Source organism: Rhizobium sp. BK251 (genome assembly GCF_004345245.1).
In the GTDB taxonomy this organism is placed as follows: Bacteria; Pseudomonadota; Alphaproteobacteria; order Rhizobiales; family Rhizobiaceae; genus Rhizobium.
Genome location: NZ_SLUQ01000005.1, coordinates 557,935 through 572,241, shown reverse-complemented (window position 1 = coordinate 572,241; position 14,307 = coordinate 557,935). Strand labels below are relative to the sequence as shown.

The window sequence follows — 14,307 nt, the reverse complement described above, 5'->3', positions numbered from 1 at the left end:
GTCTTCGAAAATCCCCAGCATCCCTATACCAAGAAGCTGATGGCCGCCGTCCCCGTCCCCGATCCCGCTCGCCGCGGCATCCGCAGAAACCTCACCGCCGACGAACTCAAGAGCCCCGTCCGGCCCGCAGGCTTCGTCCCAGAGAAACGATCATACCGGCAGATCGAAAACGGCCACTTCGTCATGGCGTGATGGACTAGGGCTGCGCCCCGGCAAGCTTGGGCGATTCTTGCGTCGCCTCATCGCTACCGACAATTTCCCGTACCGCCCTGACGATCAGCTCGCAGGCATCTGCCGACGCCTGGCGGTGATTGTAGGCGACGTGATAGGACATCGCGACAATCTCGCCGAGTTCGACGATCCGGACCCTGCCGGCGATGGGAAGTGCGCTTGCCCGCCCGAGAAACGAGACGTAGCCGTGGTTGGCCACGAGATCGACGATCACGGGCAGGGAATCGGCGGCGGTGATATCGCGGCTTGCGCGCCGCCGGTCCTCGCCGCGTTCGTCGCTATAGGCCATGGCGGCATGGCCGAGCCCGGTCCGTGAGCTTGGCGTGCAGAGCGGATGACTGGCGACGAGGTCCGCAACCGTTTCCTCCCTGCTCGACATGGGCGCAATCGCGACCATGTCGGTGGCAATCAGCTCGCGATGGCGGAAATTGTCGAGGCCAAAGATCGAATCGAGAATGGCGACATCGATGCGGCCGGAAATCAGTGCCTCGCGTAGGTCGTCGGCCGTCATCAGCACCAGCGAGATGGCGTTTCGGTCACCACCGGCATTCCACTGGGCGACGAGCGAGCCGAGACACCGCGCAACCCAGCTTTCCGAGCCGGTGGGGATGATCGAACCTATGCGCAGCGCGCGCGCCGAGCGGCGATAGCGATCGTCCGCCGACGACTTGAGCTCGCGCCATGCCTCGGCGATCGAGGCGAAGATTGCATAGACACGCCTGCCCTCGTCCGTCAGCACCGAGCCTTGCGAGAGGCGCTCGAACAGCTTGCGACCGAGGAAATCCTCCAGGTTGGCAATCTGCAGCGAAAGCTGGGGCTGGCCAAGACGCAGGCGCCTCGCCGCGCGATTGATGCTGCCCTGATCGGCCGTTTCGAGAAACCGCTCGATCGTCGCGATCTTCAAGGGGAAGCGCGCCGCCCAACGGCTGTAGCTTTCGCCATCCATTTCCCCTTCCACCAGCCGTGCCAGTTCCCGCACCGCCTGCAGAATGGGTGCAAGACCCTTTCGAACCTTCGTGCTCGCAAGCAACGTCACCAGTTCGCCCGAGGAGCGCTCGGTCAACTTCACCGCAAGCTCCGATTCGATCCGGCGCATGGCAGCGGAAACGGTCGATGCGGAGAATGAAAGTCGCCGGGCCGTTTCCCGCACCGAACCGAGCGCCATGACCTGATCGGCAATAAACAGAGCCCCAAGCTGCACTTGGCAATTCCCCTTCCCCGTGTCGCCTTCTCAAGCCGCCCACCATATGGCGTGTTCGCCGGAAAAGATATCCCGCGCCACCGCAGGGCATACTACCGTCGCGTCGAATTCGAGAACCGATCGACACGCAGGCCAGAACCCGAAATCAGTATCGGAACAGCTCAAATCATTGAAAGGGAACAAAAACAAACCACGCCGGCCTCTCAAAAGGAAAATTGCTTTCGAGCCTGAGAGGCTCTTTGCGACCATAATCGCGACGCGTCGGGAGATATCGGGAGCCTGCATCGATTTTCGGGCAGCCTACCCTATTTCCGACAGAACGATTGCGGGCGGCCGCTGGTAACAGCGGCATCGCCAGCACGAAGTGCTCCGTTGAGCGGCAGGCAGAGACGGCGCACTCGAAGAGATCAAATGGGGTAATGAAGGGAAGCACCATGTTCAAGCAACTCGCACTCGCCGTTTCAATTGTGGCCTTCGCCGTTGGCGCCGCCAGCGCCAAGGATGTCGTCGTCTCATCGAAGATCGACACGGAAGGCACGCTGCTCGGCAACATCATCCTGCTGGCGTTGGAAGCCAACGGCATCAAGGCGCAGGATCGCGTCGCTCTCGGCGCGACGCCGGTTGTCCGCAAGGCGATCACCGCCGGCGAGATCGACATCTACCCGGAATACACCGGCAATGCCGGCTTCTTCTTCAACAAGGCTGACGACGCGGCTTGGAAGAAGCTCGATGAAGGCCACGCGCTGGCAAAGAAGCTCGACTATGACGCCAACAAGATCGTCTGGCTGGAGGCGGCACCCGCCAACAACACATGGGCACTTGCCGTGCGCCGCGACGTCGCCGAGCCGAACAATCTGAAGACCATGTCCGATTTCGGCAAGTGGGTCGCAGGCGGCGGTCAGGCGAAGCTTGCTGCTTCCTCCGAATTCGTCAATTCCGCCGGTGCGCTGCCCGCCTTCCAGACGACATACGGTTTCCAGCTAAAGCCCGACCAGATGGTCGTGCTTTCCGGCGGCGACACCGCAGCGACGATCAAAGCCGCCGCGGACCAGACGAACGGCGTCAATACCGCGATGGTCTACGGCACGGACGGCGCCATCGACGCGGCTGAACTGGTCGTGATGGAGGACGACAAGGGCGTGCAGCAAGTCTATGCTCCGACGCCGATCGTCCGCGAGGAGATCCTGACGGCCAATCCCAAGATCGAGGAAGTCCTGGCGCCGATCTTCAAGGGATTGACAGCCGACGAGTTGCGCAAGCTCAATGCCCGCATCCAGGTGGATGGTGAGCCGGCAAAGACCGTCGCCCAGTCCTACCTCAAGGAAAAGGGCTTTCTGAAGTAGGGCGACACGGCTCGGCCCTTCGGCGGGCCGGGCCATCCTCTCAGGCAGGAAGGGGAGCAACTGATGGAAGGCGCGCTTGCGATCCGCGTACTGGATCGCCTCGGTATCGTGCTCGTCGTCGCCGGCGCGCTGGCAGCAGGTTTCCTGCCCTTCGTGATCGTCAAGGCAAATCGCATTGCCTCCGGCAAGCCGGCTTTCCTCGTCCAACTCATACATGAGCCGGCCGCCATACTGCTTGCGGTGCTCCTTGTCATTACCGCCGCTGCGGCGCTCCTCGTCAACAGCGCCGGCATTCGGCTCGTCGTCGCAACGATCTGCCTGACGGCGCTGATCGTCGCACTCGGCATCATCTCGACCAATGTCACGCCACCCGGCAGCGCTTCGGCGCGGATCACGCCGGGCGGCGCCTTCTGGGTGCTGCTCTCCGTGCTCGGCCTTCTCATTTCCGATGCACTGGTGAAGCTCAGGCTGACGCCCTGGATGCGGATTGCAGCACTTGCCGCTTACTCGGCACTTCTGGGCGCCTGTCTTTCATCGGGTCTTCTCGACAGCCTCTCGATCATGAAGGAGTTCGAGACGCGTGCCGTGCAATTTCGCACCGAACTCGTCAGCCATCTCATGCTCGCCTTCGGATCGCTCCTCATCGCGATCGTCATCGGCCTGCCCCTCGGCATTTTCTGCTTCCGCGTTCCGCGAATGCGCGGGTTCGTGCTCAAGGGACTGAGCCTCGTCCAGACGATCCCGAGCCTTGCGCTGTTCGGCATCCTGATGCTGCCGCTCGGCTACCTCGCGACCCATGTGCCGCTTGCCGCACAGCTCGGCATCCGCGGCATAGGGGCCGCTCCTGCGCTCATCGCGCTCGTGCTTTACTCACTGCTGCCGATCGTCGCCAACACGGTCGTCGGCCTGCAGGGTGTCGATCCGGCCGTTCGCGATGCCGCCGCGGGCATGGGCCTCACCGATCGCCAGGTCCTCACCGGCATCGATCTGCCGCTTGCCTTTCCGGTGATCCTTACCGGGATTCGGATCGTGCTCGTGCAGGCGATCGGCCTGGTGACGGTCGCTGCCCTCATCGGCGGCGGCGGATTCGGCATCTTCATCTTCCAGGGCCTCGGCCAGACGGCGATGGACCTCGTCCTGCTCGGCGCCGTGCCGACGGTTTTCCTTGCCTTTTCATCGGCCGTCATCCTCGATGCGATCATCGAGAGCATCCAGGGCGAACGCGCATGAACATGATCGAGATCAGGAATGTCACGAAGCGCTACGGGCCTGCGACGGTCGTGGACAGGGTCTCCATGGATGTCGAGAAGGGGACGATCACGGTCATCGTCGGCACTTCCGGTTCGGGTAAATCGACGCTGATGAGGATGATCAACCGGCTGGTCCAGATCACCGAGGGCGAGATTTTCGTGGGCGGGCAGAACATCATGGCCGTTCCCGCCACCGATCTGCGCCGCCGCATCGGCTATGCAATCCAGGGCCACGGCCTCTTTCCGCACCGGTCGGTCGCCCAGAACATCGCGACGGTGCCGCAGCTCCTCGGATGGGATCAGCCTCGGATCAACCGGCGCGTGGAGGAGCTTCTCGGGCTCTTCGAGCTCGATCCTGCAACATTTGCCGGCAAGTATCCGCATCAGCTCTCGGGAGGACAGCAACAGCGCGTCGGGGTGGCGCGGGCGCTCGCCGCCGAGCCCGAGGTGCTGCTAATGGACGAACCCTTCGGGGCGCTCGATCCCGTCATCCGCGGCAAGGCGCAGGACGACCTTCTCGCGATCCAGCGGCAGTTCGGCACGACCATCATCCTCGTCACGCACGACATGGACGAGGCCTTCCATCTCGGTCACCAGATCGCGGTCATGAGCGAGGGACGCGTGCTGCAATGCTCATCGCCCGAAAAGATCCTCACGGAGCCCGCCGACCCCTTCGTCCAGCAGCTGACCGGAACGTCCGACCGTGCGCTGAAGCTGATGTCGTTGTTGCCGCTGAAGGGAAGCATGGAACCGCCGCGGTCGGGTCTCGGCCATTCGCTGGCACAGTCGCTCAATCTCCGCGACGCGCTTGCAGAGATGATCTGGCAGGGGGTGGAGGAGGCAGCCGTCCGCGATGACGGCGGCGCCGAAGTCGGTTCGATCTCCGTGAACCACCTGCTGCAGCTGGGCAGGAGGTCATGAAGCTCCTCGCCGCGAATGGCTTCCGGCTCGCCGCGCTGGCTCTTCTCCTCATCCTGCTCTTCAGGACGGAGTGGCTGGCGCCGCTCTTCATTCCGCTGACCAACAACAACGCGCCACCGATCTACACGCAGAACAGTCTTGCCTCGCTCGCCGCGGGTCATCTCGAGCTCGTTCTCATCTCCATCGCGGCGAGCAGCGTGCTTGCCGTACTGGGAGGCATCTTCGTGACGCGCAGCAGTGGTGCGGAATTCCTTCCGCTGTCGCGCGCCATCGCCAATGCCGGCCAGACCTTCCCACCGGTGGCCGTGCTCGCAATTGCCGTGCCCGCCACCGGCTTCGGCATGGCGCCGACACTGATTGCGCTCTTTCTCTACGGCCTGCTTCCGATATTCGAGAATACCGTCTCCGGCCTGAAGCAGGTGCCGCCGGCCGTGCTCGATGCGGCAGACGGCATGGGCATGAACACACGGCAGCGCCTCATCTCGGTCGAGCTGCCGCTTGCCATGCCGCTCATCCTCGAAGGGTTGAAGGTAGCGACCGTCATCAATATCGGCACTGCGACCATCGGGTCCACAGTGGCGGCGAAGGGGCTTGGCGAGGTCATCATCGCAGGATTGATCTCCGACAACACGGCCTTCATCCTGCAGGGCGGCCTTATCGTCGGGCTGATGGCAGTACTGATCTACGACGTCATGGGCCTGGCCGAAAGCGCGATCACGCGGAAAATGGGCTTGCGCGCCGACTGATTTCGCCTGTAACCAGAACGCGATGATTTCGTCGCGCGGCACGGGAGGAGGCAGCCTTGGCCAAGATGATCCACTCCATGATCCGCGTCCTCGACGAGGGTCGCTCGGTCGAGTTCTATGGCAAGGCATTCGGGCTGGCGATCGCCGATCGCATCGAGTTCGAGACCTTCACTCTCGTCTATCTCAGCAATCCGGAAACCGATTTCGAACTGGAACTGACGGTCAACCAGGGCCGCATCGAGCCCTATGCGCTGGGAAACGCCTACGGCCACCTCGCATTCTCGGTCGATGAACTCGCCACGGAGCACGAGCGCCTCTCTGCCCTTGGACTGTCGCCCGGCGAGATCGGCGAGCTCAATCGCGACGGCAAGCTCTTCGCCCTCTTCTTCTTCCTCACCGATCCAGACGGCTACAAGATCGAAGTGATCCAGCGCCACGGCCGCTTCCAGTAATCGAGACAGTTTCCCATGATCGAAAGAATGCCGCTCAAGAACGGATGGTCACTCATCTGCAACGATACAGCTCGCGTGAAATCCGGATTCCCTGCCGATATCCCCGCGCAGGTGCCGGGCTGCGTGCATCTCGATTTGCTGGAAAACCGCCTGATCCCCGACCCCTATATCGACGTCAACGAGATCACGAGCGATTGGATCGGTCGCACCGACTGGACGTACCGCTGCAGCTTCGAGGCGGCGCCGGATGCCGGCAAAGTTCACGAACTCGTTTTCGACGGCCTCGATACGGTCGCGACGATCGAGCTCAACGGCGAGGAACTCGGGCGCACTTACAACATGCACCGGACGTATCGCTTCGACGTTTCGCAGCGGCTGAGGGCGGGTGCAAACGAACTGGTGGTCCGCTTTCGCTCCGTCTACGAGTACGGCGCGGAGATGGAAGCGCATTACGGCTATCGGCCCAACAACTATCCGGGGCCGGGAAACCTGGTGCGCAAGATGGCCTGCAACTTCGGCTGGGACTGGGGTCCGACGCTGGTGACGGCCGGGATCTGGAAGCCGGCGCGGCTCGAGGTCTGGGATCGTGCCCGGCTTGCCGAGACGCGCGTTTCGGCAACGCTTGCCGGCGGCGATGGCCTCGTCAAGGTCAATGCGCGGCTTGCCCGGGCGGTGACCGGCAGCGCCTGCAGGCTGACGGCCGAGATCGGCGGAGTGACCCGGGCGATCGATATCGCACCGCGTGCGGAGAGTGCCGTCTTCGAGATCCGCGTACCTTCGCCGCAACTGTGGTGGCCGCATCATCTCGGTGCTCAGTCGCTCTATCCCTTGGAAATTCGGCTCACCGACAGCGAGACCGGCGACCTGCTGGACTCGTATTCCAAGGAGATCGGATTTCGTTCGATCAGGCTCGACACTTCGCCGGATTCGCATGGCTCCGCCTTTACCTTCATCGTGAACGAGGTGCCGCTTTTCATCTGCGGTGCGAACTGGATTCCGGACGACTGCTTTCCCTCCCGCGTGACCGCCGAGCGCTACCGGCAGCGTATCGAACAGGCGAAGGACGCCAACATTCACCTGCTGCGCGTCTGGGGCGGCGGGATCTTCGAGCGCGATGAGTTCTACGAGGAATGCGACCGCGCCGGAATGCTTGTCTGGCAGGATTTCCTCTTTGCCTGTGCCGCCTATCCGGAAGAGGAGCCGCTGCGCAGCGAAGTCGAAGCAGAGGTCCGCGACAATGTCGTGCGGCTGATGTCGCATCCTTCGCTCATGGTCTGGAACGGCAACAACGAGAATATCTGGGGCTTCGACGAGTGGGGCTGGAGGCCGATCATCAAGGAAGGCGAGACATGGGGGCTCGGCTACTACCTTGATCTCCTGCCGAAGCTCTGCGCCGAGTTGGACCCGGATCGCCCCTACTATCCCGGCAGCCCCTATTCCGGCTCGATGGACATTGCGCCCAATGCCGACGAGCACGGTTGCAAGCATATCTGGGACGTCTGGAACGATGTCGGCTACGAAGTCTATCGCAACTATATCCCGCGTTTCTGCTCGGAGTTCGGCTGGCAGGCGCCACCGAACTGGGCGACTCTGGAAGAGAGCGTGCACGACGCGCCACTATCGCCGGAGTCGAACGGCGTCTTCCATCACCAGAAGGCGACGCAGGGCAACGAAAAGCTTATCCGAGGCCTTGCCGGGCATTTGCCCGAGCCGGAAACCATGGAGGATTGGCATTTCGCGACGCAGCTCAACCAGGCGCGCGCCATCCGCTTCGGCGTCGAGCACCTGCGCTCGCACCGCGATATCTGCAAGGGCGCCGTCATATGGCAGCTCAACGATTGCTGGCCCGTGACATCCTGGGCCGCGATCGATTCCACCGGCCGGCGAAAGCTGCTCTGGTATGCGCTGAAGGGTGCCTATGATCCGCGACTGCTGACAATCCAGCCGAGAGGAGACGGGCTGGCGGCCGTCGCCGTCAATGAACGGACCCTTTTCTGGCGATCGAAGATCAGCGGCACGCGCATGCGCCTTGATGGAACGGTGCTTGCCGAATTCGAGTTCTGGCGCTTCCACTGCGACCGCCTCGAGGCCCGGGAATTCCCACTCCCCGAAGACATCGCCACGCCCGGCAACGCCGAGGATGAAGTGATCGTCGTCTCAATGCTCGACAAGCGGGCCTTCCACTATTTCGTCGAAGACATCGCGCTGGCGTTGCCGGAATCGCGGTTGTCGATCAAGGTCGAGAGGACCGAGGCCGGATATGCGGTGCACGTGACCGCCGAAGCTTTCCTGAAAGATCTCTGCCTGCTGGCGGATCGGATAAGTCCCGAAGCGGTCGTTGATACTGCGCTGGTAACGCTGCTGCCTGGCGAAAGCCATGTCTTCCTTGTGGAGGCGGCCTCGGTGCCCGACCAGTCGGCAGTACTTGCGGCGTTGTGCTCGGCCAACGATCTCGTCAGCAGAGCGCGCAAAAAATAGAGGCCCCGCAAATGCGGGGCCTCGCCTGCCTCCCTTGAAACTTACATCCAGTAGGGCGGAACGCCGTAGTAGTCGTAGACGCGACGACCATTGTCGTTGAACCAGGTGTCGTCGTCGTCGGCGTAACTTGGCGCGCCCTCGATCTGCTCCTTGGTCAGATCGATGCGATAGCCGTCGAGCTGAGTGTCGTAGTTCAGCTTTTCCCAGGGAAGCGGATAGTGGTCATGACCCATTCCGAGGAATCCGCCGAAGCTCAGCACTGCATAGGCCACCCGGCCGTCGCGCTTTCCGAGGATGAGGCGCTCGATGGAGCCAATATGCTTCGCGTCGGCGCCATAGACCCGCGTACCTTCAACCCGGTCGCTGGCGATCAGAGTCGGCGTATCCTTCACATTCGGGTCGCGGCGAGATAGGTCGGAATCTTCATGCAGCATGGTGCACCTCCTAGGTTTTTTCGTTGGTTTTTTCGTTTTCTTACGCTTTGGAAACGTGCCGCCTCCGCGAATGTTCCCGCTTACTCGCGATTGCGTTTCTCAAGAAGGTCAGCCGGAATCATTGACGTTTACGTCAAAGTTATCTTACTTCCATTCTCGGCTTGAACCATTCGGGCAATGGCCTAAGCTGCCTTGAGAATCGGAAAGCGGAGGACTTTCCGTCGCCGAATGGCGTCAGCATGCGGCACATGGGAGAGAGACTGCATGAACAATGGTTCCGCTTCGCCGGGGGCGCCGGCACGCGAGAAAATCTGGCTTGCCTCCTATCCGGACATTGTCCCGGCCGAGATCCCACCACTGGAATACCGCTCTCTCGTAGAACTCTTCGAGAAGAGCTGCGCGAAATTTGCTGATCGGCTCGCCTTTTCCAGCATGGGCAAGACGATGACCTATCGCGACCTCGAGGAGCAATCCTTCAAGATTGCCGCCTACTTGCAGGGTCTCGGCCTCCAGAAGGGCGATCGTGTTGCGGTGATGATGCCCAACGTCCTGCAGAACCCGATCATCGTCTACGGCATCCTTCGGGCTGGGCTCGTCGTCGTCAACGTCAATCCACTCTACACGCCGCGGGAACTGCTCTTCCAGCTCAACGATTCCGGCGCCAAGACCATCTTCGTCCTGGAGAACTTCGCCCGCACGGTCGAGCAGGTACTTCCGAAAAGCGAGCTCCAGCACGTCGTCGTCACCTCGCTCGGCGAGATGCTGGGACTGAAGGGGCAGGTGGTCAACTTCGTCGTTCGTCGAGTCAAGAAACTGGTGCCGCCATGGTCGATCCCCGGCTACAGGAGCTTCGGACAGGTGCTCAGGGAGGGAAGCCGTGCCCTGTTGCGACCGGTCGCGGTCGAGCTCAACGATATCGCCTTCCTGCAGTATACCGGTGGTACGACTGGCACGGCGAAGGGCGCGATGCTCACGCACTACAACCTCTTGGCAAACCAGCTTCAACTTTCGCTCTGGCTTGCTGCTGCCTATCAGACGAAGAAGCGCCCGGACGTGCTCACCTTCGTCTGCGCCCTGCCGCTCTACCATATCTTCGCCCTCACCGTGAATTCGCTGATGGGCATGTCGCTCGGAGCGCATAACGTCCTGATCGCCAATCCGCGCGACATACCGGGCTTCATCAAGGAACTCGGCCGGCACCCCTTCGACATCTTCCCGGGGCTCAATACGCTCTTCAACGCGCTGATGAACAATCCGGGCCTTGCCAAGCTCGACCTCCACCGCGTTTCGACCCTTGCGGGCGGCATGGCAGTCCAGCGGCCTGTGGCGGAGCGCTGGCAGAAGATGACAGGCACATCGATCACCGAGGGCTACGGCCTTTCCGAGACCTCGCCGGTTGCCAGCGCCAATCGCTTCGACTCGCCGGACTTCACCGGCACGATAGGCCTGCCGATGCCCTCGACCGATTTCGACATCCGCGACGAGGCGGGCAACTCGCTGCCCCTCGGCCAGATCGGTGAAATCTGCATCCGCGGGCCCCAGGTCATGGCCGGCTACTGGCGGAGGCCGGAAGAGACCGCGCAGGTCATGACCCATGACGGCTATTTCCGCTCCGGCGACATGGGCTTCATGGACGAACGAGGATATACGAAGATCGTCGACCGCAAGAAGGACATGATCCTCGTCTCCGGCTTCAACGTCTATCCGAACGAAATCGAGGAAGTGGCGGCGATGCATCCGGGCGTCTTGGAGGCTGCAGCCATCGGCGTTCCCGACGAGTATTCGGGAGAGGCGGTCAAGCTCTTCGTGGTCAAGCGCGACGAAGCCCTGACGGAAGCGGACGTGCGACTGCACTGCGCTACCAACCTTACCAACTACAAGCGACCCAAATTCGTCGAGTTCCGCAACGAATTGCCGAAATCGAACGTCGGCAAGATCCTGCGCCGGGAGCTTCGCGCCTAGGATTTGCGGCCATTGTCGGCACGCAAGTCACGCGGCGTCCGCCGCGTGACATTTCTGTTTTTCACGATGCCGCAACTTGATTTAGGCCACACAAAGCGAATAGTTTCGCCAACCCTCCCCGTCTCCGAAGGAGCCATCTCATGCAAGCCATCGTCGATAAGTTGAAGGCCTCCGCCGCAGCCACGAACGCGACCGATATCCGCGCCGCATTCGCCGCCGACCCCCAACGTTTCTCGCGGTACCACGCGTCACTTGACGATCTGCTGATGGACTATTCCAAGATCGCAGTGAACGATGAGATCCTGGGACTGCTCGCCAAGCTCGCCGAGGAAGCTGGCGTCGAAGCCAAGCGCGAGGAGATGTTCTCGGGCAAGGCGATCAACTTCACGGAAAATCGTGCCGTGCTCCACACCGCGCTGCGCAACCGGTCGAACACGCCGGTCCTGGTCGACGGCAAGGATGTGATGCCCGATGTGAATGCCGTCCTTGCGGCAATGGGCAAGTTTGCGGACGGAATCCGTTCCGGAACGCTGAAGGGCGCGACCGGCAAGAAGATCACCGACGTCGTCAATATCGGGATCGGCGGCTCGGACCTCGGACCGGTGATGGCGACGCTTGCGCTCGCGCCGTTCCATGACGGCCCGCGTGCCCACTTCGTCTCCAACATCGACGGCGCCCATATTGCCGACACGCTGAAGCTGCTGCAGGCTGAAACGACGCTCTTCATCATCGCCTCGAAAACCTTCACGACGGTCGAGACGATGACCAACGCCCAGACGGCACGCGGCTTTATCGCCAAGGCGCTTGGCGAAAACGCCGTGCAGCATCATTTCGCAGCGGTCTCTACCGCGCTCGACAAGGTCGCCGCATTCGGTATCGACAGCGCACGCGTCTTCGGATTCTGGGATTGGGTCGGCGGCCGCTACTCGATCTGGTCGGCGATCGGCCTGCCGCTCATGATGGCGATCGGCCCCGACAACTTTGCCAAGTTCCTCGAGGGCGCCCACGCGATGGACAACCATTTCCGTCAGGCTCCGGTTGCGAAGAACCTGCCCATGCTGCTCGGCCTGATCGGCTTCTATCACCGCAACGTGCTCGGCTATCCGACCCGCGCCATCCTGCCTTACGACCAGCGCCTGTCGCGCTTCCCGGCGTACCTGCAGCAGCTCGACATGGAATCGAACGGCAAGGGTGTGACCGTCGATGGCACGCCGGTCGTCGGCAATTCCGGACCCGTCGTGTGGGGCGAGCCGGGCACCAACGGCCAGCACGCCTTCTACCAGCTCATCCACCAGGGCACGAGCATCATTCCGGCCGAGTTCATGATCGCCGCCAATGCCTTCGAGCCGGAACTGCGCCACCAGCACCAGCTCCTCATGGCGAACGTGCTTGCCCAGTCGGAGGCACTGATGAAGGGCCGCACCTTTGCGGAGGCAAAGAAGCAGCTGACCGACAAGGGCATGGACGAGAAGAAGGCGGACTTCATTGCCCCGCACCGCGTCTTCACCGGCAACCGCCCCTCCATCACCTTCGTCTATGACAAGCTGACGCCTTACGCGCTCGGCCGGCTGATTGCGCTTTACGAGCATCGCGTCTTTGTCGAAGGCGTGCTCTTCCGCATCAACTCCTTCGACCAGTGGGGCGTCGAGCTCGGCAAAGAACTGGCGACAGGCCTGCTGCCGGTCGTCGAAGGCAAGGAGAGCGCTGCGGGCCACGATTCCTCGACGCAGGGGCTGGTTGCCGCGCTGGCCAAGCTGGCGAAGTAGGATCGACCGGGATCAGGAACGCTCCCGTGGCAGCCGCTGCGGGAGTTTCTGTGGCATTCGGTGGCTCCGGAGGAGCCTTGGCCACCAACTGCACCGGTAGTTGAGGCTGGCTTGCTGGCGTCCCGGCATTTGATGGAACATGAAGGTAACAATCCCGAGCTATCACCTCCGGCCATCCGTTGAGGCCGACCATGACGCGATTGCCGAGGTTTGGCACAGCAGCGCCAGCCTGCCGGATGTCGGGCCTCCTGTCATGCCGACGATGAACGAGCTGCGGGAGCGCGTTGATCTCGCGTTTGCCGCGGGGTGGGAGGTGACGGTTGTCGCTCGCGAAAGTCGTGTCATCGGGTTTGTCGCGATCAAGCCGCGCGAAGCCATTCTCGACCAATTATTTATTCGACCCGGGTTCCTCGGCTACGGCATCGGTCAAGCGCTTCTTGGCCACGCCATGAAGGCAATGCCGGAGGGCATCACGCTGTTCACTGCGTCAAGCAACGCAAGGGCTCGTGCCTTTTATGAGAAGGCGGGCCTGATTTTTCTGCGCGACGCTCCACATCCCCGAACAGGCCACCCGGTTACCCACTATGGCTGGGGCGGCCGCTAAAGGGTCAAAGCGGCTTCTGTCGGCGGTTTCTGCCGCATGGTGTTTTTCAGAATCGATGTCGAAAGGCGATGCGGCCGGTCGTCCTTAGGTGGATCGTTTCAGGAGAGGTCGAATGAATGTGGCAGACGACGAACTTGTGGATTTCGAGGCGTACGGAGCAGCGCCCTTGCCGGACGCCGAACGCGAGGGCTTCGTCGATCACGACGGCGCCCGGATCTGGCATGCGAGCTACGGGTCAGGCCCGGCGGTGATCCTGCTGCACGGGGGTCTCGGGAACGCAGGAAACTGGGGCTTTCAGGTGCCGGCACTTGTCGAAGAGGGCTATCAGGTGGTGGTGATCGACAGTCGCGGACACGGCCGCAGCACGCGCGATTCCCGCCCCTTCAAATACCAGCTCTTGGCCTCCGACGTGCTCGCCGTGATGGATCATCTTGGCCTTGCGGAGGCCGCTCTCGTCGGCTGGAGCGACGGCGCCTGCACCGCGCTGATCCTCGCTGACCAGGTGCCGGAGCGCATCTGCGGCGTCTTCTTCTTTGCCTGCAACACGGATCCGAGTGGCGTCCATGAGTTCAAGCCGACGCCGGTGATCGACCGCTGCTTCAGCCGCCACAGGAAGGACTATCAGGCGCTCTCGGCCACACCGGGCGAGTTCGAGGCGTTCGTCGCGGCCGTGACCGTGATGATGCAGAGTGAGCCGAACTACGGCGCCAACGACCTTGCGCGCATCGCGGTGCCGGTTACGGTGGCCATCGGCGAGAACGACGAATTCATCAAGCCGGAGCACGCCGATTATCTGGCACGCACCATTCCCGATGCGGAACTGATCGTGCTGCCGCGTGTCAGCCATTTCGCGCCGCTGCAGCGGCCCGAGCTCTTCAATCGCGAAGTGCTCGGCTTTCTGGATAGGATCGCCTGAGCC

Annotated in this window: 12 protein-coding genes and 1 pseudogene; 11 read left to right on the top strand and 2 right to left on the bottom strand. The window is 62.2% G+C overall.

Annotation, left to right across the window (positions count from 1 at the left end; all coding sequences use genetic code 11):
- Positions 1 to 192: pseudogene (locus tag EV286_RS15620) on the top strand (glutathione ABC transporter ATP-binding protein GsiA); the annotation flags it as partial.
- 4 nt (positions 193 to 196) lie between these two features.
- Here the strand turns inward: EV286_RS15620 and EV286_RS15615 are convergent.
- Positions 197 to 1,432, bottom strand: coding sequence for a LysR family transcriptional regulator (locus EV286_RS15615; protein ID WP_132958045.1), 1,236 nt, complete (start codon positions 1,430 to 1,432; stop codon positions 197 to 199).
- Positions 1,433 to 1,866: 434 nt separating this feature from the next.
- On the opposite strand from EV286_RS15615, the gene EV286_RS15610 reads away from it, so the two are divergent.
- The 6 genes from EV286_RS15610 to EV286_RS15585 all read left to right on the top strand — a co-directional run bounded on the left by EV286_RS15610 (position 1,867) and on the right by EV286_RS15585 (position 8,622).
- Positions 1,867 to 2,775, top strand: a complete 909-nt coding sequence (locus tag EV286_RS15610) for an ABC transporter substrate-binding protein (protein ID WP_132958044.1) — start codon at positions 1,867 to 1,869, stop codon at positions 2,773 to 2,775.
- A 63-nt stretch (positions 2,776 to 2,838) separates the two neighbouring features.
- On the top strand, positions 2,839 to 4,005 hold the full coding sequence (locus EV286_RS15605) for an ABC transporter permease (RefSeq protein ID WP_132958043.1): 1,167 nt from the start codon (positions 2,839 to 2,841) through the stop codon (positions 4,003 to 4,005).
- Positions 4,002 to 4,946, top strand: coding sequence for an ABC transporter ATP-binding protein (locus EV286_RS15600; RefSeq protein WP_132958042.1), 945 nt, complete (start codon positions 4,002 to 4,004; stop codon positions 4,944 to 4,946). The genes EV286_RS15605 and EV286_RS15600 overlap by 4 nt, the downstream gene beginning before the upstream one ends.
- Positions 4,943 to 5,692 (top strand): ABC transporter permease, encoded by a 750-nt coding sequence (locus EV286_RS15595; RefSeq protein ID WP_132958041.1) that lies wholly within the window; start codon positions 4,943 to 4,945, stop codon positions 5,690 to 5,692. Before EV286_RS15600 ends, EV286_RS15595 begins: the two co-directional genes overlap by 4 nt.
- Before the next feature lie 56 nt (positions 5,693 to 5,748).
- Positions 5,749 to 6,144, top strand: coding sequence for a VOC family protein (locus tag EV286_RS15590; RefSeq protein WP_132958040.1), 396 nt, complete (start codon positions 5,749 to 5,751; stop codon positions 6,142 to 6,144).
- 15 nt (positions 6,145 to 6,159) lie between these two features.
- Complete coding sequence (locus EV286_RS15585; RefSeq protein WP_132958039.1) at positions 6,160 to 8,622, top strand: glycoside hydrolase family 2 protein; 2,463 nt, start codon at positions 6,160 to 6,162, stop codon at positions 8,620 to 8,622.
- Between the two features lie 41 nt (positions 8,623 to 8,663).
- Here the strand turns inward: EV286_RS15585 and EV286_RS15580 are convergent, their stop codons facing one another.
- Positions 8,664 to 9,056 carry a PRC-barrel domain-containing protein gene (locus EV286_RS15580; RefSeq protein WP_132958038.1) on the bottom strand — a complete coding sequence of 131 codons (393 nt, stop codon included), beginning with the start codon at positions 9,054 to 9,056 and terminating at the stop codon, positions 8,664 to 8,666.
- A 264-nt stretch (positions 9,057 to 9,320) separates the two neighbouring features.
- On the opposite strand from EV286_RS15580, the gene EV286_RS15575 reads away from it, so the two are divergent.
- From EV286_RS15575 to EV286_RS15560, 4 genes are all read left to right on the top strand, one after another.
- Positions 9,321 to 11,018 carry a long-chain-fatty-acid--CoA ligase gene (locus tag EV286_RS15575; RefSeq protein ID WP_132958037.1) on the top strand — a complete coding sequence of 566 codons (1,698 nt, stop codon included), beginning with the start codon at positions 9,321 to 9,323 and terminating at the stop codon, positions 11,016 to 11,018.
- A 140-nt stretch (positions 11,019 to 11,158) separates the two neighbouring features.
- Positions 11,159 to 12,784 (top strand): glucose-6-phosphate isomerase, encoded by a 1,626-nt coding sequence (gene pgi, locus EV286_RS15570; protein WP_132958036.1) that lies wholly within the window; start codon positions 11,159 to 11,161, stop codon positions 12,782 to 12,784.
- Between the two features lie 253 nt (positions 12,785 to 13,037).
- Entirely contained in the window at positions 13,038 to 13,388 is a 351-nt protein-coding gene (locus EV286_RS15565; RefSeq protein WP_165932856.1) for a GNAT family N-acetyltransferase, read from the top strand.
- Positions 13,389 to 13,500: 112 nt separating this feature from the next.
- On the top strand, positions 13,501 to 14,304 hold the full coding sequence (locus EV286_RS15560; protein WP_132958034.1) for an alpha/beta hydrolase: 804 nt from the start codon (positions 13,501 to 13,503) through the stop codon (positions 14,302 to 14,304).
- The last annotated feature ends 3 nt before the right edge of the window (positions 14,305 to 14,307 follow it).

Bases quoted from the DNA above. Each gene is read 5' to 3' on its own strand.
- EV286_RS15610 (WP_132958044.1), top strand. From the start codon at position 1,867: ATGTTCAAGCAACTCGCACTCGCCGTTTCAATTGTGGCCTTCGCCGTT.
- EV286_RS15605 (WP_132958043.1), top strand. From the start codon at position 2,839: ATGGAAGGCGCGCTTGCGATCCGCGTACTGGATCGCCTCGGTATCGTG.
- EV286_RS15600 (WP_132958042.1), top strand. From the start codon at position 4,002: ATGAACATGATCGAGATCAGGAATGTCACGAAGCGCTACGGGCCTGCG.
- EV286_RS15595 (WP_132958041.1), top strand. From the start codon at position 4,943: ATGAAGCTCCTCGCCGCGAATGGCTTCCGGCTCGCCGCGCTGGCTCTT.
- EV286_RS15585 (WP_132958039.1), top strand. From the start codon at position 6,160: ATGATCGAAAGAATGCCGCTCAAGAACGGATGGTCACTCATCTGCAAC.
- EV286_RS15580 (WP_132958038.1), bottom strand. From the start codon at position 9,056: ATGCTGCATGAAGATTCCGACCTATCTCGCCGCGACCCGAATGTGAAG.
- EV286_RS15575 (WP_132958037.1), top strand. From the start codon at position 9,321: ATGAACAATGGTTCCGCTTCGCCGGGGGCGCCGGCACGCGAGAAAATC.
- pgi (WP_132958036.1), top strand. From the start codon at position 11,159: ATGCAAGCCATCGTCGATAAGTTGAAGGCCTCCGCCGCAGCCACGAAC.
- EV286_RS15565 (WP_165932856.1), top strand. From the start codon at position 13,038: ATGCCGACGATGAACGAGCTGCGGGAGCGCGTTGATCTCGCGTTTGCC.
- EV286_RS15560 (WP_132958034.1), top strand. From the start codon at position 13,501: ATGAATGTGGCAGACGACGAACTTGTGGATTTCGAGGCGTACGGAGCA.